Source organism: Cohnella sp. GbtcB17 (assembly GCF_019091135.1).
Classification (GTDB): domain Bacteria; phylum Bacillota; class Bacilli; order Paenibacillales; family Paenibacillaceae; genus Cohnella.
Window position 1 is genome coordinate 44,965 of sequence record NZ_JAGXJW010000038.1, and the last position, 25,602, is coordinate 70,566.

Annotated in this window: 15 protein-coding genes; 4 read left to right on the forward strand and 11 right to left on the reverse strand. The window is 59.6% G+C overall.

Annotation, left to right across the window (positions count from 1 at the left end; all coding sequences use genetic code 11):
- Positions 1 to 49: 49 nt before the first annotated feature.
- On the reverse strand, positions 50 to 8,935 hold the full coding sequence (locus KVT38_RS20695; RefSeq protein WP_306795342.1) for an NHL domain-containing protein: 8,886 nt from the start codon (positions 8,933 to 8,935) through the stop codon (positions 50 to 52).
- A gap of 93 nt (positions 8,936 to 9,028) precedes the next feature.
- Between KVT38_RS20695 and KVT38_RS20700 the strand changes: the two genes are divergently transcribed.
- Together KVT38_RS20700 and cls are read left to right on the forward strand one after the other, a co-directional pair.
- Positions 9,029 to 10,585, forward strand: a complete 1,557-nt coding sequence (locus KVT38_RS20700) for an ABC-F family ATP-binding cassette domain-containing protein (protein WP_217595646.1) — start codon at positions 9,029 to 9,031, stop codon at positions 10,583 to 10,585.
- 81 nt (positions 10,586 to 10,666) lie between these two features.
- Entirely contained in the window at positions 10,667 to 12,118 is a 1,452-nt protein-coding gene (gene cls, locus KVT38_RS20705; protein ID WP_217595647.1) for a cardiolipin synthase, read from the forward strand.
- A 661-nt stretch (positions 12,119 to 12,779) separates the two neighbouring features.
- Here cls and KVT38_RS20710 read toward each other — a convergent pair.
- The 5 genes from KVT38_RS20710 to KVT38_RS35420 form a co-directional block, all read right to left on the reverse strand.
- Positions 12,780 to 13,598: an acyltransferase domain-containing protein gene (locus tag KVT38_RS20710; protein WP_217595648.1), complete on the reverse strand. Its 819-nt coding sequence runs from the start codon at positions 13,596 to 13,598 to the stop codon at positions 12,780 to 12,782.
- An 86-nt stretch (positions 13,599 to 13,684) separates the two neighbouring features.
- A complete protein-coding gene (locus KVT38_RS20715; protein WP_217595649.1) occupies positions 13,685 to 15,460 on the reverse strand; it encodes a UbiD family decarboxylase in 1,776 nt (591 codons plus the stop codon).
- Between the two features lie 19 nt (positions 15,461 to 15,479).
- Entirely contained in the window at positions 15,480 to 16,514 is a 1,035-nt protein-coding gene (locus KVT38_RS20720) for a COX15/CtaA family protein (RefSeq protein WP_254639388.1), read from the reverse strand.
- Between the two features lie 242 nt (positions 16,515 to 16,756).
- On the reverse strand, positions 16,757 to 17,104 hold the full coding sequence (locus KVT38_RS20725; protein WP_217595650.1) for a thioredoxin family protein: 348 nt from the start codon (positions 17,102 to 17,104) through the stop codon (positions 16,757 to 16,759).
- 90 nt (positions 17,105 to 17,194) lie between these two features.
- A complete protein-coding gene (locus tag KVT38_RS35420; protein ID WP_217595651.1) occupies positions 17,195 to 18,751 on the reverse strand; it encodes a stalk domain-containing protein in 1,557 nt (518 codons plus the stop codon).
- A 219-nt stretch (positions 18,752 to 18,970) separates the two neighbouring features.
- On the opposite strand from KVT38_RS35420, the gene KVT38_RS20735 reads away from it, so the two are divergent.
- Positions 18,971 to 20,224: a DUF2515 family protein gene (locus KVT38_RS20735; protein ID WP_217595652.1), complete on the forward strand. Its 1,254-nt coding sequence runs from the start codon at positions 18,971 to 18,973 to the stop codon at positions 20,222 to 20,224.
- 512 nt (positions 20,225 to 20,736) lie between these two features.
- On the opposite strand, the gene KVT38_RS20740 is transcribed toward KVT38_RS20735, so the two are convergent.
- Positions 20,737 to 21,144 (reverse strand): VOC family protein, encoded by a 408-nt coding sequence (locus KVT38_RS20740; RefSeq protein ID WP_217595653.1) that lies wholly within the window; start codon positions 21,142 to 21,144, stop codon positions 20,737 to 20,739.
- Positions 21,141 to 21,980 (reverse strand): GNAT family N-acetyltransferase, encoded by an 840-nt coding sequence (locus KVT38_RS20745; protein WP_217595654.1) that lies wholly within the window; start codon positions 21,978 to 21,980, stop codon positions 21,141 to 21,143. Before KVT38_RS20745 ends, KVT38_RS20740 begins: the two co-directional genes overlap by 4 nt.
- 155 nt (positions 21,981 to 22,135) lie before the next feature.
- Here KVT38_RS20745 and KVT38_RS20750 point away from each other — a divergent pair, with 155 nt between their 5' ends.
- Positions 22,136 to 22,459: a hypothetical protein gene (locus tag KVT38_RS20750; RefSeq protein WP_217595655.1), complete on the forward strand. Its 324-nt coding sequence runs from the start codon at positions 22,136 to 22,138 to the stop codon at positions 22,457 to 22,459.
- 84 nt (positions 22,460 to 22,543) lie between these two features.
- Here the strand turns inward: KVT38_RS20750 and KVT38_RS20755 are convergent, their stop codons facing one another.
- The 3 genes from KVT38_RS20755 to KVT38_RS20765 are packed head-to-tail and all read right to left on the reverse strand — an operon-like array spanning position 22,544 to position 25,460.
- Positions 22,544 to 24,208, reverse strand: a complete 1,665-nt coding sequence (locus KVT38_RS20755) for a putative polysaccharide biosynthesis protein (RefSeq protein WP_217595656.1) — start codon at positions 24,206 to 24,208, stop codon at positions 22,544 to 22,546.
- A gap of 21 nt (positions 24,209 to 24,229) precedes the next feature.
- Positions 24,230 to 24,709 (reverse strand): DUF456 domain-containing protein, encoded by a 480-nt coding sequence (locus KVT38_RS20760; protein ID WP_217595657.1) that lies wholly within the window; start codon positions 24,707 to 24,709, stop codon positions 24,230 to 24,232.
- A gap of 7 nt (positions 24,710 to 24,716) precedes the next feature.
- Complete coding sequence (locus KVT38_RS20765; RefSeq protein ID WP_217595658.1) at positions 24,717 to 25,460, reverse strand: Cof-type HAD-IIB family hydrolase; 744 nt, start codon at positions 25,458 to 25,460, stop codon at positions 24,717 to 24,719.
- Positions 25,461 to 25,602 lie beyond the last annotated feature (142 nt).

Genomic DNA, 25,602 nt, shown 5'->3' on the forward strand with positions numbered 1-25,602 from the left:
TCTCAACGAGAATGAACGATAGCCTTTAAAAAATAGGGTGTTATCTGATTTAGATCAAGCCTGACTTTTGCAGCAGCCGCTGAATCAGGGTTGTCACCTCGGCACGGGAGACGTTGTCCTTGGGCATCAGCTTGCCGCCCTGTCCGATAACTAGACCCGCTTTTACGGTGCCTGCTATGCCGTCTAGCGCCCATGCTCCAGCTTGTCCGGCATCCGCAAACGCACCAAGCGTGCCGGTCGTGTCTGCGTCTTCTGTTAGGGTGAACAGCCCTGTCAACCTCATTGCTTTGGCGATGACCACCATCGCCTGCTCGCGGGTGAGCTTTTCGTCCGGTTTGAACGTGCCGTCCGGATAGCCCGAGACCAGTCCGTATGCCGACGCCGTCCGAACCGCGCCTGCATACCAGGCGTCGGAGGAAACGTCCAGGTACGAAGCCGTTCCTTCGCCTAACCGAAGCCCAAGCCCGCGCACGATGATTGCTGCGAACTCCGCACGAGTCATATCTGCATTCGGGGCAAATATCGTGTCGCTTACTCCGTTGACTACAAGGCGTGACCCCAGGTCGTTTATCGCGCCCTTCGCCCAGTGATTCTCCGCGTCTGCGAAGGTCAAGGGATGCCAGACGACCGCGTAGACACTATTGGTCAGACTGTTAATTTTGGCGACATAACGGCCATCCTCTACAATTACCTTAGTGGGCACGTGTCGGATCGAGCCGTCTTCCCCAACGACGACACCGGTCGTAATGCGATTCGGATCGATGCCATCGGGCAGGACGATCGTGCGTTCTACGTATCCGTTGAAGCGATCGACAACCGTTCCTTGATCCGCTACTGTCGCGGTGATGGTGAATTCGACTGCCGGCGAAATGAACTGCACGTCTCCCACTGAAGTAGCCGGAACGGCTTCCAGCATTTCTATTTTGACTCGGACGACGATATCGCTCAAAGAAGTGCCCGCTGCAAAATGAGACGCAAGCGAACCGACGTCGATTCGGCTTGCGGGCAAACGGTAGCCGATACCTGCAGAACGGATCTCGAGCACGGCTTCTTTGTCCGCCATGTTGCGAATCAGTTGCGCATTTAACTCGCCTGTGACGATGCCCGATCCGTTTTGGACGGGAATCGTTAAAACATAACCGTTCGGCTTGGAAGCCAGCAGCGCTTCTGATTTGGCAGGGTCTAGCTGCACAACCGTCGACTTTTTGGAGCCGATCGTCGTTACGTTAGCTTTAGCCACGCCGTTTTGCGGAGAGCCGTTTATCAATACGGTCGTACCGGGTTCTGTCTGTTGAACTTCAGCCGGAATCGAGGGAACAGACGCCTCACGAACATTCGCTGCAGACACCGCGACATCGGTCCACGCGACGATTTTGCCGCTTGCGCCAACCTCTGCGATGTACAGATGCTGGCCTGCCGTCACCTGGATGTCGCCGTTTGCCGACAGCGAATCCACGTAACCTGCGGCTGCAGCGTCCGTGCCTGCGACCGGGTGCGTCCTGTCGCCAGCTGCGCCGACGATGACTTTCAGTGTGTGGCCGTTGCCCACGCTTGGCAGTGTCGTCGTCTTCGTTGTGCCCACTGTGCTGCCAGGCGTCCACGCGAAGTCGCTTGCGCTTAGCGTCGGCACCGCTCCCGGCGCTTGCTTGATATTTTCTGCCAACACCGTAATGTCGGCCCATGCGACGATTTTACCGCTTGCGTCAACCTCTGCGATGTACAGATGCTGGCCTGCCGTCACCTGGATGTCGCCGTTTGCCGACAGCGAATCCACGTAACCTGCGGCTGCAGCGTCCGAACCTGCGATCGGGTGCGTCCTGTCGCCAGCTGCGCCGACGATGACTTTCAGTGTGTGGCCGTTGCCCACGCTTGGCAGTGTCGTCGTCTTTGTTGTGCCCACTGTGCTGCCAGGCGTCCACGCGAAGTCGCTTGCGCTTAGCGTCGGCACCGCTTCCGGCGCTTGCTTGATATTTTCTGCCAACACCGTAATGTCGGCCCATGCGACGATTTTACCGCTTGCGTCAACCTCTGCGATGTACAGATGCTGGCCTGCCGTCACCTGGATGTCGCCGTTTGCCGACAGCGTGTCCACGTAACCTGCGGCTGCAGCGTCCGAACCTGCGACCGGGTGCGTCTTGTAGCCAGTTGCGCCGACGATGAACTTCAGCGTGTGGCCGTTGCCCACGCTTGGCAGTGTCGTCGTCTTCGTTGTGCCCACTGTGCTGCCAGGCGCCCACGTGAAGTCGCTTGCGTTTAGCGGCGGTACCGCTCCCGGCGCTTGCTTGATATTTTCTGAAGCCACCGTCACGTCAGTCCATGCGACGATTTTACCGCTTGCGTCAACCTCTGCGATGTACAGATGCTGGCCTGCCGTCACCTCGATGTCGCTGCTTGCCGACAGCGAATCCACGTAACCTGCGGCTGCAGCGTCCGTGCCTGCCACCGGGTGTGTCTTGTCTCCCTCTGCGCCGACGATGAACTTCAGGGTGTGGCCGTTGCCTAAGCTTGGCAGCGTGGTCGTCTGCGTCGTGCCGACTGTGCTGCCAGGCGTCCACGCGAAGTCGCTTGCGCTTAGCGTCGGCACCGCTTCCGGCGCTTGCTTGATATTTTCTGCCAACACCGTAATGTCGGCCCATGCGACGATTTTACCGCTTGCGTCAACCTCTGCGATGTACAGATGCTGGCCTGCCGTCACCTGGATGTCGCCGTTTGCCGACAGCGTGTCCACGTAACCTGCGGCTGCAGCGTCCGAACCTGCGACCGGGTGCGTCTTGTAGCCAGTTGCGCCGACGATGAACTTCAGCGTGTGGCCGTTGCCTAAGCTTGGCAACGTGGTCGTCTGCGTCGTGCCGGTCGTGCTGCCAGGTGTCCACGCGAAGTCGTTTGCGTTTAGCGTCGGCACCGCTTCCGGCGCTTGCTTGATATTTTCTAAAGCCACCGTCACGTCAGTCCATGCGACGATCTTCCCCGTTGCATCTACTTCAGCGATGTACAGATGCCGGCCTGTCGTCACCTCGATGTCGCCGTTTGCCGACAGCGTGTCCACGTAACCTACGGCTGCAGCGTCCGTGCCTGCGACCGGGTGCGTCTTGTCGCCAACTGAGCCGACGATGACTTTCAGTGTGTGGCCGTTGCCCACGCTTGGCAGTGTCGTCGTCTTCGTTGTGCCCACTGTGCTGCCAGGCGCCCACGTGAAGTCGCTTGCGTTTAGCGGCGGTACCGCTCCCGGCGCTTGCTTGATATTTTCTGAAGCCACCGTCACGTCAGTCCATGCCACGATCTTCCCCGTTGCGTCAACCTCTGCGATGTACAGATGCTGGCCTGCCGTCACCTCGATGTCGCTGCTTGCCGACAGCGAATCCACGTAACCTGCGGCTGCAGCGTCCGTGCCTGCCACCGGGTGTGTCTTGTCTCCCTCTGCGCCGACGATGAACTTCAGGGTGTGGCCGTTGCCTAAGCTTGGCAGCGTGGTCGTCTGCGTCGTGCCGACTGTGCTGCCAGGCGTCCACGCGAAGTCGCTTGCGCTTAGCGTCGGCACCGCTTCCGGCGCTTGCTTGATATTTTCTGCCAACACCGTAATGTCGGCCCATGCGACGATTTTGCCGCTTGCATCTACCTCAGCGATGTACAGATGCTGGCCTGCTGCGACCATGATATCGCTGCTTGCCGACAGCGTGTCCACGTAACCTGCGGCTGCAGCGTCCGTGCCTGCGACCGGGTGCGTCTTGTCTCCCTCTGCGCCGACGATGAACTTCAGTGTGTGGCCGTTGCCCACGCTTGGCAGTGTCGTCGTCTTCGTCGTGCCAGTCTTGTTGCCAGGTGTCCACGCGAAGTCGCTTGCGTTAAGTGTCGGTACCGCTCCAGACGCTTGCTTGATATTTTCTGAAGCCACCGTCACGTCAGTCCATGCCACGATCTTCCCCGTTGCGTCAACCTCTGCAATGTACAGATGCTGGCCTGTCGTCACCTCGATGTCGCCGTTTGCCGACAGCGTGTCCACGTAACCTGCGGCTGCAGCGTCCGTGCCTGCGACCGGGTGCGTCCTGTCGCCAGCTGCGCCGACGATGACTTTCAGTGTGTGGCCGTTGCCCACGCTTGGCAGTGTCGTCGTCTTCGTTGTGCCCACTGTGCTGCCAGGCGTCCACGCGAAGTCGCTTGCGCTTAGCGTCGGCACCGCTCCAGGCGCTTGCTTGATATTTTCTGCCAACACCGTAATGTCGGCCCATGCGACGATTTTACCGCTTGCGTCAACCTCTGCGATGTACAGATGCTGGCCTGCCGTCACCTGGATGTCGCCGTTTGCCGACAGCGTGTCCACGTAACCTGCGGCTGCAGCGTCCGAACCTGCGACCGGGTGCGTCTTGTAGCCAGTTGCGCCGACGATGAACTTCAGCGTGTGGCCGTTGCCCACGCTTGGCAGTGTCGTCGTCTTCGTCGTGCCGACTGTGCTGCCAGGCTTCCACGCGAAGTCGCTTGCGTTTAGCGGCGGTACCGCTCCAGGCGCTTGCTTGATATTTTCCGCAGCCACCTTCACGTCAGTCCATGCGACGATTTTACCGCCTGCGTCAACCTCTGCGATGTACAGATGCTGGCCTGCTGCGACCATGATATCGCTGCTTGCCGACAGCGTGTCCACGTAACCTGCGGCTGCAGCGTCCGTGCCTGCGACCGGGTGTGTCTTGTCTCCCTCTGCGCCGACGATGAACTTCAGGGTGTGGCCGTTGCCTAAGCTTGGCAGCGTGGTCGTCTGCGTCGTGCCGACTGTGCTGCCAGGCGTCAACGCGAAGTCGCTTGCGTTTAGCGGCGGTACCGCTCCAGGCGCTTGCTTGATATTTTCTGAAGCCACCGTCACGTCAATCCATGCCACGATCTTCCCCGTTGCGTCAACCTCTGCGATGTACAGATGCTGGCCTGCCGTCACCTCGATGTCGCTGCTTGCCGACAGCGAATCCACGTAACCTGCGGCTGCAGCGTCCGTGCCTGCGACCGGGTGTGTCTTGTCTCCCTCTGCGCCGACGATGAACTTCAGGGTGTGGCCGTTGCCTAAGCTTGGCAGCGTGGTCGTCTGCGTCGTGCCCACTGTGCTGCCAGGCGTCCACGCGAAGTCGATTGCGTTTAGCGGCGGTACCGCTTCCGGCGCTTGCTTGATATTTTCTGAAGCCACCGTCACGTCAGTCCATGCGACGATCTTCCCCGTTGCATCTACTTCAGCGATGTACAGATGCTGGCCTGCCGTCACCTGGATTTCGCCGTTTGCTGACAGCGAATCCACGTAACCTGCGGCTGCAGCGTCTGTGCCTGCGACCGGGTGCGCCTTGTCCCCCGCGGCACCGACGATGAACTTCAGTGTGTGGCCGTTGCCTAAGCTTGGCAGCATGGTCGTCTGCGTCGTGCCGACTGTGTTGCCCGGCGACCATAAGAATGCTTCAGGGTCCAAGAAGGGAACCATCGCCGGCGCTTGCCTGATATTCTCCGCCAAAACGGTGACGTCTGTCCATGCGACGATCAGCCCGCTTCCGTCTACTTCGGCGATGAACAGATGCTGATCCGCCGCTACCGGAATATCTTCGTTTGCCGTCAACGTGGACACATAGGCTTGCTCTACAGCGTTCATCCCTTCGACCGGGTGCGTCTCGCCGCCCTCTGCACCCACAATGAATTTCAGGGTGTGTCCGCTATCTATGCTTGGCAGCGCCGTCGCCTGTGTCGAGCCGACCGAATTTCCAGGCGCCCACGCGAAGTCGTTTGCGTTTAGAGTCGGCACCGCTTCCGCCGCTTGCTTGATATTTTCCGCAACTACCGTCACGTCAGTCCATGCGACGATCTTCCCCGTGGCGTCAACCTCGGCGATGAACAGATGTTGGCCCGCTTCGACCTCGATGTCGCCGTTTGCCGACAGCGTGTCCACGTAACCTGCGGCTGCAGCGTCCGTGCCTGCGACCGGATGCGCCTTGTCCCCCGCGGCACCGACGATGAACTTCAGGGTGTGTCCGTTGCCCACGCTTGGCAGTGCGGTCGTCTGCGTCGTGCCGACTGTGTTGCCCGGCGACCATAAGAATGCTTCCGGGTCCAAGAAGGGTACCATCGCAGGCGCTTGCCTGATATTCTCCGCCAATACGGTGATGTCTGCCCAAGCGACAATCTGACCGCTTCCGTCTACTTCGGCGATGAACAGATGCTGATCCGCCGCTACCGGAATATCTTCGTTTGCCGTCAACGTGGACACATAGGCTTGCTCAACAGCGTTCATGCCTGCTACCGGGTGCGTCTCGCCGCCCTCTGCGCCCACAATGAATTTCAGGGTGTGTCCGCTATCTATGCTTGGCAGTGCGGTTGCCTTCGTCGAGCCGACCGAATTGCCAGGCGACCACGTGAAGTCGCTCAATTCGAGCATAGGTACGGGTTTGGGCGTTGTATTCTTAATTTTCACATTTACGACAGGATCGACACCTGCGCTCATATGCAGACTAAGTGAATATGTTCCTGTCTCGAGCGAGCTCAGAAACTCCTTCTTCACCAAAATCTGATTGCCGCTGACCGTATAGTCGATCCCGGCACTAAGCGTCGATTGGTCGATAGAGATGCCGTTAAGCGTGTTTCCGTTTGCCGTCAAGGTCAGGGACAGATCTTCTTGTGCTGCCGTATTTTTATCGAACTCCGCTTCGGTCGGCGTCACGGTTGCGTTCACAACCGGTAGCGAGATGACACGGACAATCGAGTTCCCCGAATCCGCGACAGCCAGACCGCCTGCATTGGTCATAGTCAAGCCTTGAGGATTATAAAGGCGGGTATCCAGCGCTGCAAAACCATCGCCGTTGTAGCCAGATGCTCCCGTGCCCGCGAAGGTCGTGATGATTCCCGCCGAATCAACCTTTCGAATCACATGATTCTCCCGTTCAGCGATATAAACATTGCCTGACGAATCCACGGCGATACCCTGCGGCGAGATTAGCGTGGCTGCAGTGGCCGGACCGCCGTCCCCAGCATCTCCGGGACCGCCTCCCGCAAAAGCATGAAATTTGCCGTCGATGCCAATTCTACGTACTTTTTCGAATGTGGAAAAATACACATTACCGGCTTCGTCGACTGCCAGCGAATTAACCGAGCCGATCCCGCCAGACTTCGCATCTGTTTCGTCGGCGCCTTCCAGATACGATCCATTGCCGGCAAACGTTGTGATAATGCTATCCGTATCAATCTTTCTAATCCGGTTATTGTACGAATCCACAAAGAGCACATTCCCGGCGCGATCAATTGCAATCGCACTTGGACTAGCTATTTTGGCCTCGGTGCTCGGTCCTCCGTCACCTGAAAATCCGAACTCACCGTTGCCTGAAATCGTGGTAATCATGCCATTTTGATCCACCTTGCGAATACGGGCATTGCCGGTGTCAACGATATAAAGATTATCATTCAGGTCTACTGCAATCCCATTTGGAGAAGAGAGCTCGGCCTGAGCAGCCGGACCGCCGTCGCCGAAATACCCGCTGATTCCGGTCCCTGCAATCGTTGAAATACCACCGGTTGTATCGACTTTTCGTATGCGATTATTTTCGCTGTCCGAAATATACAAATTGCCTTGTGAATCGTAAGCGATGTTGTTTGGAGCTTGCAACTGTGCGCTCAGCGCTTCGTTGCCATCTCCCGAATATCGCGAGGTGCCGTTGCCCGCATAAGTGCCGAGTTTGCCGTCCGCCTCGATTACCCTGATCAAATAATTGTCCATGCCCTCAGTAAAATAAACTTTGTCACCGTCAACCGCAACGCTCCCTGGATTGCTGATCAGGGCAGTCTCGGCATCCTCGCCGTCTGCGGTGTATCCCCCAATGTTGTGCACGCCGGCTACGGTGCTGATGACTTTAGTGTCTCCGTCAACTTTCCGAATGACTTTACTCAGGGTCGTAATGTACAAATTGCCTGAAGCATCAATAGTCAGATTGCTGGGTACCCCCATTTTCGCCAAAGTTGCCTGGCCGCCGTTGCCTGAATTACCGAACGCGCCTGAACCGGCGTAGACATTAATGATGCCCGACGTGTCGACCTTTCGAACGCTCCAATTATATGTTTCCGAAATATAAAGATTACCGTTTATGTCTACCGCAACGTCATTCGGCTCAAGCAGTCTAGTCGCTGTGGCTTGTCCGCCGTTTGCTGTTGGACCGGTACTTCCCATTCCCGCCACCGTATGGATCAGACCCTGCGAATTGACCTTGCGAACCCGATAATTGCTATTTTCAGCTATATAAAGATTGTCTTGAGCGTCAAGCGCGATTCCAGTAGGGGACAGCGCGGTGAGGGTAGCAATCATGTTCTCGCCCTCATAGCCATGTTGTCCATTTCCCGCCACGGTTGTAATGATACCGTCAACGCTTAGTTTACGCACGACGCTATTGCCTAAATCCACGATATAAAGATTGCCGGAACTGTCCAACGCAATGTCGGATGGCCTATTCAATTGTGCGGAGTCTCCCAGCCCGCCGTCTCCCGAATAGCCAGGGAAACCGGTGCCCGCTACGACGGTCTGCAGTTCGGTAGACTTGTCGATTCTGCGAATCACGTGATTTTCTTGATCCGAGATGAACACATATTGGCTGTTTATGGCGACAGCGCGAGGAACGATAGCTATTTCGGATTTCAAAACGCCGTTCTTGCCCGCGCCTCCTGAACCCGCCACGATCTTAACGACCGGTTCTTGAGCCGCATGTGCCTGCTGGAGACCAACGACCGGCCACAAGCCTAACAAAACAGCGGCAGCCGTCAGTAGGGCAACACTTTTCATGATGATCCTGCGTTTCATCCAAATCTCTCCTACCCATGCATTTTGATTTCCAGCTGCATTTGTCAGCCTGTACATTATAGGTGAGAGCACTGAACAGACGCTTAAAAATTCCCAGATATATTTGGAAGGTGGGGTCGATAAAAGCGGGAGCGCCATTCCAACTTTGTCTTCCTTTGCCCACGCTCCGCGACTATAATAGTACTTGGTGCTCAAAAAGCGCCAGACAACCAGATACGAAGGGGAATTCCCATGAGCATATTGAACGTGCAAAACTTAAGCCACGGCTTCGGCGACCGTGCCATCTTTAACGACGTGTCCTTCCGTCTCTTGAAGGGCGAGCATGTCGGTCTCGTCGGCGCCAATGGCGAGGGCAAGTCGACCTTCATGAACATTGTGATGGGCAAGCTCGAGCCCGACGCGGGCAAGGTCGAGTGGGCGCGCAAGGTGCGCGTCGGCTATCTCGACCAGCACTCCGTGCTGCAGAAGGGCATGACGATCCGCGACGTCCTGAAGACGGCGTTCCAGTACCTGAACGATCTTGAGGCCGAGATGAACGGCATGTACGAGCGGATGGGCGACGTGGAGCCCGAGGAGCTTGAGCGCCTGCTTGAAGAGGTCGGCGAGATTCAGGACATTTTGAACACGAACGACTTCTACCTGATCGACGCCAAGGTGGAGGAGATCGCGCGAGGCCTCGGATTGACCGACATCGGTCTCGAGCGCGACGTCAACGATCTGAGCGGCGGTCAACGGACGAAGGTGCTGCTGGCCAAGCTGCTGCTCGAGAAGCCCGATATCCTGCTGCTGGACGAGCCCACCAACTACCTGGACGAGCAGCACATCGAATGGCTCAAGCGTTATTTGCAGGAATACGAAAATGCCTTTATTCTCATCTCGCACGACATTCCGTTTCTGAACAGCGTCATCAACCTCATTTACCATATGGAAAACCAGCAGTTGTCCCGCTACGTCGGCGACTACGACAACTTCCTGACCCTGCACGAGGCGAAAAAGTCGCAGCTCGAGTCGGCGTACAAGCGGCAGCAGCAGGAGATCGCGGACCTTAAGGACTTCGTCGCCCGGAACAAGGCGCGTGTGTCCACGCGGAACATGGCGATGTCCCGCCAGAAGAAGCTGGACGCCATGGACGTCATCGAGCTGGCCAAGGAGAAGCCGAAGCCGGAGTTCAACTTCAAGGAGGCGCGGACGTCCAGCCGCCTGATCTTCGAGGCCAAGGGCCTCGTCATCGGCTACGACGAGCCGCTGAGCCGTCCGGTCGACCTGCTTATGGAGCGCGGGCAGAAGGTCGCCCTTGTCGGCGCCAACGGCATCGGCAAGACGACGCTGCTGCGCAGCCTGCTCGGCGAGATCCCTTCCCTGGCGGGCTCCGTGGAGCGCGGGGACAACCAGTTCGTCGGCTACTTCGAGCAGGAGGTCAAAGGCGGCGCGGACGATACGTGCATCGAGTCGGTATGGCGCGAGTTCCCGTCGATGACGCAGTTCGAGGTGCGGGCGGCGCTCGCCAAGTGCGGCCTGACGACCAAGCATATCGAGAGCCGCATCTCCGTGCTGAGCGGCGGCGAGAAGGCCAAGGTGCGGCTGTGCAAGCTCATCAACCGCGAATCGAACCTGCTCGCGCTCGACGAGCAGGCGAACCACCTGGGCGTCGACGCCAAGGAAGAGCTGAAGCGTGCGCTCAAGGCGTACAAGGGCAGCATCCTGCTCATCAGCCACGAGCCCGAATTTTACCGCGAGGTCGCGACCGACGTCTGGAACGGCGAAGCTTGGACGACGAAGGTCATCTGACGAATGCGAAGGAGCAAAGGAACGGCTTCGCATGACGTTTAAGAACGTAGCCGCGCTTAAGAAAAACAAGGGGGAAAGCCGGTGACCGTCACTTCGATTATTCTCGGGTTGTTCCTCGTGCTGAACATGATTTTTGCCGTCTTCGTCGTCTTTCAGGGGCGCCGCGATATCGGTTCGACGTGGGCATGGCTGCTTGTCCTCTACTTTATCCCGATTCTCGGCTTCATCATGTACCTGTTCCTGGCGCAGGACTATCGAAGAGTGAAGCTGTTCAAATGGGGCGATCTAGAAAGGATTGGCATCCGCAACCTGTCACAGGCGCAGCTCGATTCGCTCGGCTCTCCCGATTCGATGCGCTCGCTGGGCAAGATCGCGACGCGGCACGCCGACCTGATCCATCTCCATCTGAAGGGAAGCCGGGCGTTGTGGAGCCGGGACAACGAGGTGGAGACGCTGACGGACGGGCGGGCCAAGTTCGACCGGCTGCTCGCGGATATCGCGGCGGCTACCGAGACGATTCATTTTCAAACGTATATCTTCCGCTGCGACAGTCTCGGACGCAAAGTGCTGGACGCGCTGACCGCCAAGGCCAAGCAAGGCGTCAAAGTGCGCCTGCTGTACGACGAGCTCGGCTCGCGGCGCTTGAGCAGGCGCATGCTGCGCCCGCTCATCGAAGCCGGCGGCGAAGCGGCGGCCTTCTTCCCATCGCGCTTCCGCGTCTTCAATCTGCGCATGAACTACCGCCACCACCGCAAGCTGGTCATCGTGGACGGCCGGATCGGCTATGTGGGCGGCTTTAACGTCGGCAACGAGTACCTGGGACTCGATCCGAAGTTCGGCTACTGGCGGGACACGCATCTTCGCATCCGCGGTTCGGCCGTGCACAGCCTGCAGACGCGCTTCATCCTCGATTGGAACCAGGCGTCGCGCAAGCACGATATCACCTACGGGGAGGAGCTGTTCCCGGAGGACGCGCCCGCGGGAGAGGTCGGCATGCAGGTCGTGGCGAGCGGGCCCAACTCGCGGCTGGAGCACATCAAGCAGGGCTACATCAAGATGATCGCTTCCGCGAAGCATTCGATCTATTTGCAGAGCCCGTACTTCATCCCGGACGCGAGCATGCTTGACGCGCTGCGGATCGCCGTTCTATCCGGCGTGCACGTCCACGTCATGATCCCGGACAAGCCTGACCATATGTTTATCTACTGGGCGACGCTGTACAATATCGGGGAGCTGCTCGAGACCGGCGCGAACGTTTATTTGTACAAAAACGGCTTCATCCATGCAAAAACACTCGTCGTGGACCAGGAGATCGCCTCCGTCGGCACCGCGAATACGGACGTACGCAGCTTCAAGCTGAACTTCGAGGTCAACGCGTTCATCTACGACGCGAGCGTCTCCTTGCGCCTCGTCGAAGCGTTCAAGCAGGACATCGCCGTGTCGGAGTTGCTGACGATCGAGAAGTACCGCAGCCGGCCGCTGCGGATCAAGTTCAAGGAATCGATCTCGCGGCTGCTGTCGCCGATTCTGTAAGGCGTGCAGGCTGGGCCGCCGGGTCTGATAACGGCATAGAGTGCCGCTAAGCCGCTTGGGCTGGGGGCCGCTGGGGCCATTAACGGCACGGAGTGCCGCTAAGCCGCTTGGGCGGGGGCCGCCGGGGACGATAACGGGACTCCGTGCCGCTAAGCCGCTTGGGCGGGGGCCGCCGGGGCGCCTAACGGCACGGAGTGCCGCTAAGCCGCTTGGGCTGGGGGCCGCTGGGGCGCTTAACGGCACGGAGTGCCGCTAAGCCGCTTGGGCGGGGGCCCCGGGGCCGATAACGGCACGGCGTGCCGCTATGCGGCTTGGGCGGAGGCCGCCGGGGCCGATATCGGCACGGAGTGCCGCTAAGCCGCTTGGGCGGGGGCCGCCGGGGCCATTAACGGCACGGCGTGCCGCTAAGCCGCTTGGGCGGGGGCCGCCGGGGCCGATAACGGCACGGAGTGCCGCTAAGCCGCTTGGGCGGGGGCCGCTGGGGCCATTAACGGCACGGAGTGCCGCTAAGTCGCTTGGGCGGGAACCGCCGGGGCCGAAGCAGCTAGTTGAAACGAAGCCAAAATGACAAATGGGACGAAGCAGTGGAAAATCCTGCTTCGTCCCATTTGCATTTTTTTGTCTATGGCTATGCAGCATGCTATAGTATCGCGCTTACTCGCTAGAGGTTTGCCGGACTGAAGATGCCCAAGCCCGCGCCTAGCCTGCCGCCTGCGATCAAATATGCCTTAGCCCGCCGCTGCAGGCCGGTTTGCTCGTCATACGCGGCAGGATCGTCCTGCGGCGCGCCGAAGATTCGTTCCTCCGCTTGCCTGGAGGTCTCGTCCAGCCCGTAAATCTCGAACAGCCGCTGGAACTGCATGATGTTCGAGTCCGGCGCCAGCACTCGGTCCAAGCCGGGGTACAGCAGCCAGGAATGGCAGACGAATACCGGCGGCACGCCGCGGAAAAAGACACGCGCTCGCGAAAAGGACGCCAAAGCCGCCAGCGGCTCAAGCGGCTCGCCCGCTGGAATGTGGACGTTCAGCACGAGTTCGCCTTTGGCGAATTTCCGATCCCGGGCAGCCAATTCGCGAACCAGCGCGATCGGCTGGAACTGGAGCCGGCCGAGCCGGAACAAGGCAAGGCGTACATGCTGCTGCAGCCAGCCGGATTCCTCAATGCCATATTCTCCGTATGCAGAATTGCAAACGTCGCTCCAAATGCGGATGTCCGAAAAGGTGTCGACGTACACTTCGTTCGGGATTTCCCTCAATCGATATTCCTCGTATGCGTCCACGGCCATTTTCATAAAGAAGTGCAACAAAAACGGCCGGTAATCCGCCCGCTGCCTGACCGACGCCAGCATGGACTCGCGATCGCGTAGAAACTCGGTTTTGAGCGCAGGAAAGTCCCCTCCCTCCGACCGTTCGTACGCTTGCACGAGGGCCGCAGCATCCGAATGCAATCCGATTGCCGCCGCCAGCTTCGCTATATCCATCAGCCGCTTCCTCCTTGTCCACTCAAAACGGGACGCTAGGCGCGTCCCGTCGAATGTCTATCCCGTCTTATGCCTCGTATGCCGTACTACGCCTTGCGAATCCCGTACTCCCGCCATCTGTCGTCCACGAGCTTCACGATGTCTTCACGGGGGAACAGCTCGTCCGGATAGCCAGGCTTCATGCGGGCGTCGATAACGATCGGCAGCCCGTAGCCGATGTGGTGGCGGCTTGCGATCGTCTTCGCGTACATGTCGTGCGCCGGGTTGAACCGCGTGAACACGGTCCAGAGAAACTGCCGCTCGGACGCCGCGATCCCGGCATCGTCCGCCAGCACGATCAGCGGCCACTGCCAGTCGCCGCGCGCGGACAGCGTCTCTGCGAGCCGCTCCGCCAGCTCCGGCTCGCGTTCGAACGTATCGCCGCGGACGACGAGGCAGCCCGGGACGAACATGCGAATGTCGGCGATGCCCGGCAGGTCTCCGTCCGCATATTCGCGAGGCAGCTCGCGGATCGGATCGCCGACGCCAAGCATGACGGCCTTGGAGCCGTGATTGAGCCTGCGGCCGGTATAGTCCAGCGTATCGTGCGACGTATGGTCGAACACGAACAGGTCCTTAAGCGGGTCGAACCGCTCGAGCACCGTCGTCAGCAGTTCGGAGAAGGGCTCCAGCTCGACCGGGCGGTCCGTCAGCATGAGGAACTTGGTCAGCGACAGCTGACCTTGCCCGAGAATGCTGAACGCCGTGCCGAGCGCCTCGCGCGCGTAGCTCTCGCGAACGACGGCGGACGCGAGCGCGTGGAAGCCCGTCTCGGCGTATGTCCACAGGCTGCGGATGCCCGGCATGACCATCGGAAACGCCGGCGACAGCAGCCGCTGTAGGAACTCGCCCAGGTAATAGTCCTCCTGGCGCGGCTTGCCGACGATGGTCGCCGGGTAGATCGCGTCCTTGCGGTGCCAGACATGGTCGACGTTGAACACCGGGAAGTCGTGCGTCAGCGAGTAATAGCCAAAGTGGTCGCCGAACGGTCCTTCCGGCCGGCGCAGATGCGGCGGCACGCTCCCCTTGATCGCGAACTCGGCCTCCGCCGGGATGCGATGGCCGCCGAGCGGATCCTCCGCCATCGGCAGCTTGCCGCCAAGAATAAGCGAGGTCAGCAGCAGCTCCGGCAGCCCTTCGGGCGCGGGCGCGATCGCCGAAGCGATAAGCGCGGGCGGGCCGCCGAGGAATACGGATACCGGCAGCTCGCGGTTCATCTGCTCCGCCTCGTGATAGTGGAAGCCGCCGCCCTTGTGAATTTGCCAGTGCATGCCGGTCGTCGAATCGTCGTACACCTGCATCCGGTACATGCCGAGATTGTGCTTTTTGCCGTGCGCGGGAGATTCGGTGTAGACGAGCGGCAGGGTGATGAACGGCCCGCCGTCCTCCTGCCAGCAGGTCAGCGCCGGCAGTCCGGCCAGCGGACGCTCGCGCTTCGATACGCCGAGCACGGGCGCGGCTTCCTGCGATACCTTTTTCATGCCGACCTTCATGAGGTCCAGCAGCATGTCCTTCTCACGCCAGAGCGCGGGCAGTGACGGCGGCATAAGCGTATCCATCGCGCCGATCAGCCGGTTCACGAGCTGCTCGGGCCGCGGCCCGAACGCCTGGTCCACGCGGCGGCTCGTCCCGAACAGGTTGGTGACGACGGGGAAGGCGGCGCCTTTGACATTCGTGAACAGCAAAGCCGGGCCCTCTGAATCGATGACCCGGCGATGTATCTCGGCGATCTCCAGCACGGGGTCGACCGGCGTCTCGATGACCGCCAGGTCGCCCTCTTTTCTCAGCATTTCCAAAAACGGACGAAGCGAAGAAAAACTCATATGATTCCTCCAAATAACGTCAACGACGGGATAGCTGCCAGGCGCGGATCGCCCACAGACAGAGCGCGCTGAACAAGATGGATATGATGATCGTATGCAAAAGGCTGGTAAAAACGTATACGTCGTGGTGTTCGAGCGTAGCGGTCAGCAGCCAGCCGCTGAGGCTCTGCAGAATGACGAGCGCCAGCGAAACGTAACCGATTCGGGTGAGCTCCTCATGGCCGCCGGTGCGACGCCGGACGAGCAGCGCGATCGCGGCGATGAACAGGAACAGCACGATCGCGCCCAGCCTGTGGGCGAACACGATCCCGGTCGCCCCGCTCAGCTCCGGCACGACTTCGCCATTGCAGAGCGGCCAGCCGATGCAGCCGCCGGCCGAATCCGTATGCCTTACATAAGCGCCCAAGTAGACGACCGCATAGCAATATATAATGACCGCTAGAATCCAGCCGAACAAGCCGGCAGGCACGGAACCTGCAGTCGCGCGAACGCCGCCATGGCTTGGACGAATGTTCGTCGCGGCGGTGCTGCTCTGCCGTCCGCCGTCAAGCGACGCCGGTGCGGGCAGCGCCCCCATCGGAATCGGCCAGTCCCCGGCATCGCCGGTCCGCAGCGCGCGGTCCCAGCGCCTGGCCCACGCGTACAGCAGCCATGTGCTCGTTAACGCGACCATCGAGATGCCGAAGTGAATGGCGAGCACGGCGTCCGACGTCGGCATGATCACGGCGAGCATGCCAAGCACAGCCTGAAGAATCGTAAAAAGCAGTGCGGCGCCCGCGTACAGGCGAGCCTCTCGGTTCACCGGCTTGAGGCGCATTGTGAGTAGGAAAACGCCGAACACCAGGAAGCCTTCAAGACCGCTGACAGCGCGGTGCGTGTATTCGACGATCGACTCGACCGTATAGGCGGGAATGAACTTCCCGTTGCAAAGCGGCCAGTCCGTTCCGCAGCCGCGGCCCGATTCGGTATTGGTGACGACGACGCCGGCGATGAGCACGAGCAGCATGCCGATGCAGCTCCACAAGGCCAGCAGCCTGTAAGCTCTAGCAGTCATATTCCATCCCTAATTTCTATAATGAAGTAGTCGGCTTCAGCCCGTTTTCATTATACCCGAGCGGTTGCGGTCAATGCTATGTTCAAACTGTGAACGGTCTGAAGCTTTGTGAAGAGTGTCACAAAGGCGTCGAATTTGGATGGAGCGACCATAAAAAGAAGGGACGAGGCAGGTCGTTCCTGCATCGTCCCTTCATTATTTCCCTTGCTGCGGGGTCCGAACCGACGCTTCGCGCGGCCCAGTTACTTCGGCGCGATCTCCGCGGATACCGCGACCGCGCGGTCCAGGAACTGCTCGATCTCCTCACGCGACTTGCGGAGCTTGCTGACGAAGCGGATAAGCTCGCGTCCTTCGCGAAAAGCGATAAAGCTGGGAATGCCGAGAATGTTCAGCTCGCTGCACAGATCGGGCAGATCGTCGCGGTCGACTTCGATGAGCCGGAGCCGATCGGCATAGGCTTCTTCTACAGCCGGCATAAACGGATCGATGAAGTGGCAGTCGGCGCACCAGGTCGTCTTGAATACCGCCACTGTCAGTCCATCCGTGCCTACTCGCGCTCTGAAGTCGGCCTCGTTCGCGATTTTCTCCATGACGCTATACCCTCCTTGGACGTACGCCGGGATCGGCGTCCGTATCGTTAACGGTCATTATACGCCCGATCCCTTCGCCGTACAACTGCGTCACAGATCCCGCTTCACTTCGAGCAGTTGCTCGCCGTCATAGCCGTCGGTCAGACTGTAGGTGGCGTGCAGCAGGCCGAGCAGATCGTCCGCGCTCATGTACGAGACGCCTCCCAGCCTGGCGACCGGCGACTGAAGCTGCACCTTCTCGCCGTTGACGAGCGCTTGATCCGAGCCCAGCGTGAGCACGAACTCCTGGATCGTCGGTTCGTCGTAGAACCGGATCTGCTTGCGCGCCGCGTCGAACGTGATCGGATTGCCGAGCTCGCGCATCGTCTCCTTGATCGGCACATAGACGTCGCCGTCGTCGTCCGTCGCGAACGGCACGCCCCAATCCGAGCTCAGCGTAAAGTACTGATCGTCGATTTGTAGATCGTTTTTGAGCAGACCATATACGGATGAATCCACACTCAGCTGGTTAAGCAGTTTGCGCGGCTTCATGGCCGCCAGCTCTTCGACGTCCATAGCGCCCGCAGGCACCTGCACCTCGCCGAGTCCCTGATCCTCATTGATATTCCAAGCCTCCTGGGAGGTGCGGACAACCAAGCTTTTCAGCGGAATGTCCTCTTCTCCGAACAGACTGGCGTCGATGGCGATCTCGACGTCCGACTTGCGGATGTGCAGGGATTTGTCAGCGTAAAAATCGCCCTTGAACGTCACCGCTTCGTTAAACGCCTGCTGCCACTCCTCCTCTGCGCTCACCTCTTCGTAATCGTCGCGCAGCTCCTTCACGCCGTCCATCACGCTCTGCGCGGCGTCGGTCAGCTCCTCCGGCGTCCAATCGGTGTCCTCCGGCACGATACCGAGCGCATCCTTCAGGTCCTGCGGCAGATCGGATGCCCATGCGGCAAGCTTCTCGATCAGGCTCTTCACGCCTTGGCCGTCAGATAGCACCGAGTCGAGGAATACCGGGATCAGCTCGCCCAGCTCCTTGCCGTTCAGCTCGGCATGTACCTTCATCAAGTCGGTCGGCGTGCCGTTAATCGGCACTTGAACGGCCTCCGCTTGAATCTTCGGCGGATTCGGCAGATGCCCGACCACGAAGGAGGCCACCTGCTTCAGTGCGTCTCGCACCGCCTGTTCGGCGATTTGGGACGACATCTCGCCAAGGCCGGGGATCATATCCTCTCCCGGGATCGCGCCCGCCTGAAGCTCCTCCGCGTCGAGTACGAGCGGGCGTTTCGCCCCCTCGACCGTCAATACTGCGGTCGTCGAATCGAGCTGCAGCGCGAACGGAATCGAACGATCCTTCAACGACAGACTGCCGCTCGCGTTCATATTCCCCTTTTCATCAGACCGTACTTGATCGAGCTGCAGCTTGATGCGGCTGAAAAGCTTGATCATCCGCTGTGTCTCCTCGTCTTCGGCCGCAATCGCTTCCTCGTCCCAATTTAGTTCGACCTCGACCGAGCCGCTGCCTGCCGACGAACGAACGTCCAGCTGCTTGGTCAGCATCTCGTTCAAATTCACGCCGCCCACGGCCTGACAGCCGACGAGCACAACGATGAGGAGGGAGATCAAAGCCAATCCCAAACCACGCCATTTCCTTTTAACCACGAACCCATCCCCTCCCGATGTTAACCATCCAATGATATCCATTAATTGATACCCGGATATGGATAGTTCGACGCGACATATGGAAATCCTTCCAAATAGAAAGATTCATCGCGAGAGGGGGAGAATACGATCGAAGACACGACTGGCGCGTACCCGAAAAATAGCGAGCGGCCGGAGAGGCCGGCTTGGACCGATGTGACCGGCGGCCTGGTAAAAGGCATGGCGATCAAAGGAGCGGCACTGCTGGAATCCCTCAGGCTCGCGCGTCCGCGCATATCGCTTCGGCTTCCCAATGGCATCGCAGGCTGGGCCGAATCGGAGCTGAGCGAAGAGATCAAGCGGGGATGGCGCGGCGCCTCGTCCCATCTGGATGCGTCAAACGCCTCGCTCGTCGCCTGCATCCGGGAAGAGACGGAGGCGTACAATCGCAACAACGTCACGCGCACCGCTGCTTATATGGAAATTTACAGGTCATTTCCGGAGCTGCATTGGGCGCTGCTGGCGCACCTCGTATCGCGCAACGGCGGATGGAACATGACCGACCTGCAAGGCGCCTGGCTGCCGAAGCTGCTCAAGCACAAGGACAGGGCGACTTTGTTCGGCATGCTCGAATCGTGCAACGCGCTGATCTTTCGCGACGCCTATCCGCAGCTTCGGCTGTACGGGGAGAGCCGCCGGGCGGGGCGCAGCCGGTTCGCGCTGCTGCCGGCCTTCGGCGTGTCGGCGTTCATGCGGCCGTTCTGGGAGCGCTTCTGGATCGAACGTGATCCGACCGTGCTGACGGTCGCCCTTATCGTAAACGAGCAGCACGTGATCGAGCGGCGGGTCGTCCAGGATCCCGCTTACAAGGACACCGTTCTCGCATCACCGGCTTTCAAAGGCATGCGTGCGTTGCAGCTCCAGCAGGTGATCGTTCCGTTGGGCGGCGTGCGGTGTGCGCGTTCGGTCACTCGACAATCGGGGACTGCCCGTGGAGACGGATTGAACGGAAGGGCTGAAGTCGAAGACACCGCCCTGGCGGGTCGCGTGCTGGAGTCGTTCGCCAACGTCGACGAGCGGATCGCGTTCGGCAAAAGCTTGTACGCCATGCTGTTCGCCTATCCGAAGGTGCTGGGCGGCGCGCTGGCTTTTGCGGAGACGGTCGGGCACACTGGCTCGCGGGCCGACTACTGGCCGGATCGGTTCACGGCGCTGGAAGGACAAGGAAAGCGCCACGAAGGGGAGACCCTTGGGGAGTACGGACGGGCCTCGGCCTGGTATAGTCCAAAGCTGGCAGACGCCTGGCCGGATCGGCCGCTCGGTAGCGTGAGCGAAGGGGATTGGCTGACCGACCTGAACGTGCTCAAGCACTTCAGGTCGCTGCGGGCGCCAATCGTCTTCGTCATGACGCACGAGCACGCGTTTGGCGAGCGCAAGCTCCAGGCCGCGGCGCTGGCGCTGGAAAGCCTTAAGCAGCGGGCAGCGCGGTCCTAGACTTGATTGGGGCGGCGATCGCCCGTTATGCGATGTTACCGCACAGCTCGAGCCGTGAACGGCTCTCGGGGCCGAGTTATGCGATCGTACCGCACAACTCGAGCCGCGAACGGCTCTTGGAGCCGAGTTATGCGATCGTACGCACAACTCGAGCCGTGAACGGCTCTTGGAGCCGAGTTATGCGATCGTACCGCACAACTCGAGCCGTGAACGGCTCTCAGAGCCGAGTTATGCGATTGCACCGCACAACTCATGCCGTAAACGGCTCTCGGGGCCGAGTTATGCGATGTTACCGCACAACTCGAGCCGTGAACGGCTCTCAGGGCAGAGTTATGCGATCGTACCGCACAACTCGAGCCGTGAACGGCTCTCAGGGCAGAGTTCTGCGATCGCACCGCACAACTCAAACTCAAGGCGGCTCCAAAAGCGCCGATGTACGCTTATATCGCATATCTCGCCGTAACGATTGCCCAGGGGACAATAAAATCGTCCTTTTATGGGCATCAGTCTGCTCATTCCCTGCAGATCATCAGCTTGTTGCCGTCCGGGTCTTTGAACACAAACCAATGGCCGCCCTCGATGTCCGTGACTCTCTCCGCGCCGAGCGAATCGACGAAAGCGAGCGAAGCCTCGAGATCCGGCGTCGGCAGCATCACCACGGGCGTATCGATCGGCGCCGCGCCACCGGGCTCGCTGCCGCCCCACTTCGGCATCGTATCAAGGACAATGTCGGCGCCGTCCAGCGGCAGCACGCAGAGATGGCCGAACAAAATGTCGCGTTCGCTCTCCTTGAAGCCGAGCAGCCGGCAATACCATGCGCGCGAACGCTCGATATTTTTGACCGGGATGAATACGCTTGCCACCCTTTGCCGGACCGGACTTGATGAAGCGGCTCCTCCATGCTCCGCGGATATAGTCAAAGCCTATCGCCTCCCTCTTCAAATTCAAATTTGATATCCGAAATCGATCCTGCAGCTATGAAGCCGACATTGCGATAGGCCCTGTTGGAGATCGGATTCGCGGCATCCGTATACAGCATCGGCGTGAGCTCCTCCCGCAGCAGCACGGCGCTCAATTCGGCGACCAACGCCCCTGCGAACCCGCGGTTGCGGCTGTCTGGCGGCGTATAAACCGCATTGATGCGTCCGTGTCGAGGGGAGCGGTGAGCGATGTTCGCCATAGATACGACCTCTCCCTCACTCTCCCAAACGAACAGATTGCCTGAGGCGATCGCTGCGGACGCAGCCTGCAATTGGCTGTCCGCGTCGACGGATGCCCCGTGAGCCTCCTGCGCAAAACCTGCAAAAAATGCCGCAACCTTGCGAAGATCTTTCTCCTCTGCCGGTCGCGCGCTGCCGCCGCTTACGCTTTTCGACGGGATGACCGAAGGACAGTGGTACGATGCCAGCGCCATATGTAGGCGGAATCTCATCCCCCTATCGCCTGCATAGACCTGCGCGAACGCCGTGGCCGTCTCCGGCTCTGCCGAGATGCCAGGTAACGGAGGGTCGTCCTTTAATCGCTCGACTAAGGCGCGGATGGATCTGTCCCGATTTGCGGCGGACAACGACGGAGAGATCCAGAGCCAGCCATTAAGACCGGGTGTCTGCACGAAAAGCATAGCATCGTCGGGCGACTTCCAGCAACGCGCATCGTCCGAATCCAGCACCCGATAAACGAGATTGTAAGGCACCTCGTCGCATTGGAAATCGCCCCGCAAAATGACGTCATCGGCCTTTAGCGGCGTTATTTGCATACAATCCCTCCTTATCCTGCAACCTTAAATTATCAATTGGAACAGTTGGAAAATCAAGCATAATTTGCGCCACTAAATGGGGGACATGGATGGATTGACGTTTGACGTAGGGATGGCGCATAATCGAATTAGCAGACAGGGAAGGCGGTCGTCTGATGGAGAACAACGAAATGGCATCTACGCTGATGAGCGTACTGGCAGCTGTAGAAAAGCTGGTCGAAGGCCAACAAATATTGACTGAAGGTCAGCAACGATTAGCCGAAAGTCAAGCCGCAGGATTCAAAGAAGTAAATGAGCGTCTGGATCGCGTGGAGCGTACATTAAACGCAACGTTCGAACAGGTCGGCAAGACTGCGGAAGATGTAACGCTGTTAAAATCGGACGTATCCGGGGTTAGCGAACGTTTGGACGCACAGCGCAATCTGATCGCCAAGGCCAATGAATCCATCGAAATGCTGAAAATAAAGGTTCAAAATTAAGGCCCGCTCCCGATTTGTAATGGAGCAGCCTTTTTTTGTTGCCCAAAAACCCCGTTCGGACGAACGGGGCCTGTACTTATGCATCTACCTTGCGTTATTCACCCTTTGTCCGCCGCGCGCGAAGCGCAGAAATGGACGCAGCACGCGCCGGATCTTCGCCGGATACGACTCCAGGTCGTCCGCGCGGAGCACGCCGAGCGCCGTGAGCAGCACCGGGTACACCGCGCAGATGAGCAGCCCGAGCGCGCCGGTGGCTAGCAGGTACGGCCACTTGCCGCCTAGCGGCGCGGCCAGGTGCAGCACAGCGTACACGAGAGCGCCGCCCGCTGCGGACAGCAGCAGCACGGTTATCGCGAAACCCTTCCAACGGTCGCCGAGCGCACGCACGCCTGCGCGCTTGCGGATCGACATCATGTTCGTCGTCGTTGCGAACATGAAGCACAGCGTCGTCGCGGACACCAGCCCGTACACGCCAAAGAGCGGCGTCAAGATCAGCGACAGCACCAGCTTGACGAAGATGCCTACGAGCGTGTGCTTCATCGCGAGACGCTGCTGCCCGAGCCCGTATAGGATAGAATTCGAGGTCATCATGGTGATCTGAAAAATGGTACCGCCGGCCAGCATGCCGACGATGACGCTCGCGTCCGGATTCGAGAACAATAGACCGTTGACCGCGTGCGCGCCGACTGTCATGATCAGCACGATCGGCATACCCGAGAAAATACCGATCCGCAGCGCCAGCGTCGCCTGACTCCTCACCCGCTCTCGGTCGCCTGATGCAAAGGCGGCAGAGAGCACTGGCAGGATCGACTGACTAAGCGCGATTGCGAGCACCGGCGGGATGCCGGCGATCGACTGCGCGTTTGTCGTCAGGTCCGCCAGCCACTTCAACGTGGTTGCCTCGCCGAACCGCCATTCGCTTAGCCTCGTAAGAAGCGTCTGATCGATCATGTAGATGGACTGCACCGTCATCGCCGTCACGAGGATCGGAATGGAGATTCGGAAAATCGCGCGGTAGATGTCCCGATTCGTGCGAAGAACAGGCAAGCTGCCCGTCCCTCGATTCGACGTCCGCCCGCTCCGGCTTAACTCGCCGGTTTGTTCGTCGCTTTTCCGCAGCTTAACGGCATAGTACACCATGACCGCAAATGCGCCGATGCTGCCGACGACGCTGCCAAGCGCACCTCCCGCCGCCATTTTCTCGTTGCCGTAGCCCCAGCCATGCATAGCGAATACGACGCCGATCGCCGTCACGACCCGAGCGATCTGCTCGACTACTTGCGATACGCCGCCTGCCATCATCAACTGGCGCCCTTGGAAATAACCGCGCATCATGGCGATCATCGGAAACAACAGCAGCGACGGTGCGATAGCTTGAATCGCCAATGTGGCGTGCTGCGTTCCTGCGAGCCACGTATAGACCGGCGCCAGCGCCAGCAGCAGGATCGTGAGCGATAAGCCCGCGTACGCGCCGAACCGCAACGCCGCCCGGTAGATGCGTCTAACCTCGTCTCCACGACCAAGCTCTACGCGCTCGGACACCATCTTGCTGACGGCGCTTGGGATACCTGCCGTCGCGAAGACAAGGAGCAGCAAATATACGTTGTTCGACATGCTGAACGCGCTAATGCCGATGTCGTCCATCACATGCTCGAGCGGCACACGCTGAAAGATCCCGATGACGCGCGCGATGAGCGCCGCCGCCGTCAGGATCAGCGTGCCTTTGATAAGCGAATCCTTTTTAACCATCTACGGGTATCAGTCCTATCGCTAGATTAGCCAGATGAAGAAGATGACGATCATCGCCACCTGGAACACGACTTTGGCCACCGTGCTGGTGAACAGCCCGACGAGCGAGCCCCAGCCGACCAGCATCGCCTTTTTCACATTCGATCCGCTCACAAGCTCGCCGAGGAAGGCGCCCGCGAACGGGCCGATGATCAGGCCGAACGCCGGGATGACGAACGGGCCGATGAGCACGCCGATCGTGCTCCCCCACACGCTCGCCTTGGAGCCGCCGAAGCGCTTGACACCCCAGGCGTTCACGACGTAATCCGCGACGAACAAAATGATGACGATCAGCGTCTGGAAGCTCCAGAACCACCAGCCGAACGGCTCGAACGAGAAAAACCAGCCGTAGACGAAAAAGGCGAAATAGATCGCCAGCGCCCCCGGCAGGATCGGATAGACGGCGCCTGCGAGACCGATCGCGAACAACACGATAACGAGCACCCAGCCTAAAATATCCATTCGGACATCACGCCTTTAAAATATAGTTTTGAATCACTTGCGCCACGCCGTGCTCGTTGTTCGTGCCCGTCACGACGTCCGCCTCCGCCTTGACGGCGTCTTGTGCGTTGCCCATCGCGACGCCAAGACCCGCTGCGCGAATGGCCGCCAGATCGTTCAGGCTGTCGCCGACCGCTACCGCTTCGGAGATGTCGCAGCCGATCATGCGGCACACCTCTTCGATCGCCGCCGCCTTGCTCACGCCGGCTGGGTTCACCTCGATGTTGAAGGGCGACGAGTTGCTCAGCTCCAGGCCTTCCCACGTCAGCAGCTCTTCCCACAGCTTCGCGATGACCGACGCATCCTCGTCGTAGTAGCCGAACTTCAGCCATGTGCGCGAATACGTATCGTCTACCCATTTTTCCTTGTTGTAAATACCGTCCGTCGCGTAAGCCCAAAACCAGGCGACCGGGTGCCGCTCGGCCAGCATGTGCAGCTTCATGATCTTGTCCGTCTCCATCGGGATGCGACGATGGATGCTGCCCGGCTTCGTCCAGATCTCGCCGCCGTTGACCGTGATCATCGGCGTCTGCAGCCCGAGCTGCTCGACGATCGGCAGCGCCGTCGGGAAGCCCCGCCCCGTCGATGCGATGACCGTCACGCCGGCCTCGCCCGCTTTTTGAATCCACTTCTTGTTCTCTTCGCTGATCTCCTGCCGGTCGTTCAGCAGCGTCCCGTCCAGATCGAGCGCCAGCAGCTTGTACTTGACCACCTAGCCTACCACTCCTTCTGATGCGGCCGCAGCCTGCTTGCAATCTTAGTCATTCTAACATAATCGAGGGGTAAAAAACGACAAGCCCCCGTCCGGCCGCGTGAAAGCGGCGGGTCAGGAGCTTGTCGAGGACGGGACGAAG

Bases quoted from the DNA above. Each gene is read 5' to 3' on its own strand.
- KVT38_RS20755 (WP_217595656.1), bottom strand. From the start codon at position 24,208: ATGGTTAAAAAGGATTCGCTTATCAAAGGCACGCTGATCCTGACGGCG.
- KVT38_RS20720 (WP_254639388.1), bottom strand. From the start codon at position 16,514: ATGACTGCTAGAGCTTACAGGCTGCTGGCCTTGTGGAGCTGCATCGGC.
- KVT38_RS20695 (WP_306795342.1), bottom strand. From the start codon at position 8,935: ATGGCGCTCCCGCTTTTATCGACCCCACCTTCCAAATATATCTGGGAA.
- KVT38_RS20710 (WP_217595648.1), bottom strand. From the start codon at position 13,598: ATGGATATAGCGAAGCTGGCGGCGGCAATCGGATTGCATTCGGATGCT.
- KVT38_RS20745 (WP_217595654.1), bottom strand. From the start codon at position 21,980: ATGCAAATAACGCCGCTAAAGGCCGATGACGTCATTTTGCGGGGCGAT.
- KVT38_RS20715 (WP_217595649.1), bottom strand. From the start codon at position 15,460: ATGAGTTTTTCTTCGCTTCGTCCGTTTTTGGAAATGCTGAGAAAAGAG.
- KVT38_RS20725 (WP_217595650.1), bottom strand. From the start codon at position 17,104: ATGGAGAAAATCGCGAACGAGGCCGACTTCAGAGCGCGAGTAGGCACG.
- KVT38_RS20700 (WP_217595646.1), top strand. From the start codon at position 9,029: ATGAGCATATTGAACGTGCAAAACTTAAGCCACGGCTTCGGCGACCGT.
- KVT38_RS20760 (WP_217595657.1), bottom strand. From the start codon at position 24,709: ATGGATATTTTAGGCTGGGTGCTCGTTATCGTGTTGTTCGCGATCGGT.
- KVT38_RS20735 (WP_217595652.1), top strand. From the start codon at position 18,971: ATGGCGATCAAAGGAGCGGCACTGCTGGAATCCCTCAGGCTCGCGCGT.
- KVT38_RS20750 (WP_217595655.1), top strand. From the start codon at position 22,136: ATGGAGAACAACGAAATGGCATCTACGCTGATGAGCGTACTGGCAGCT.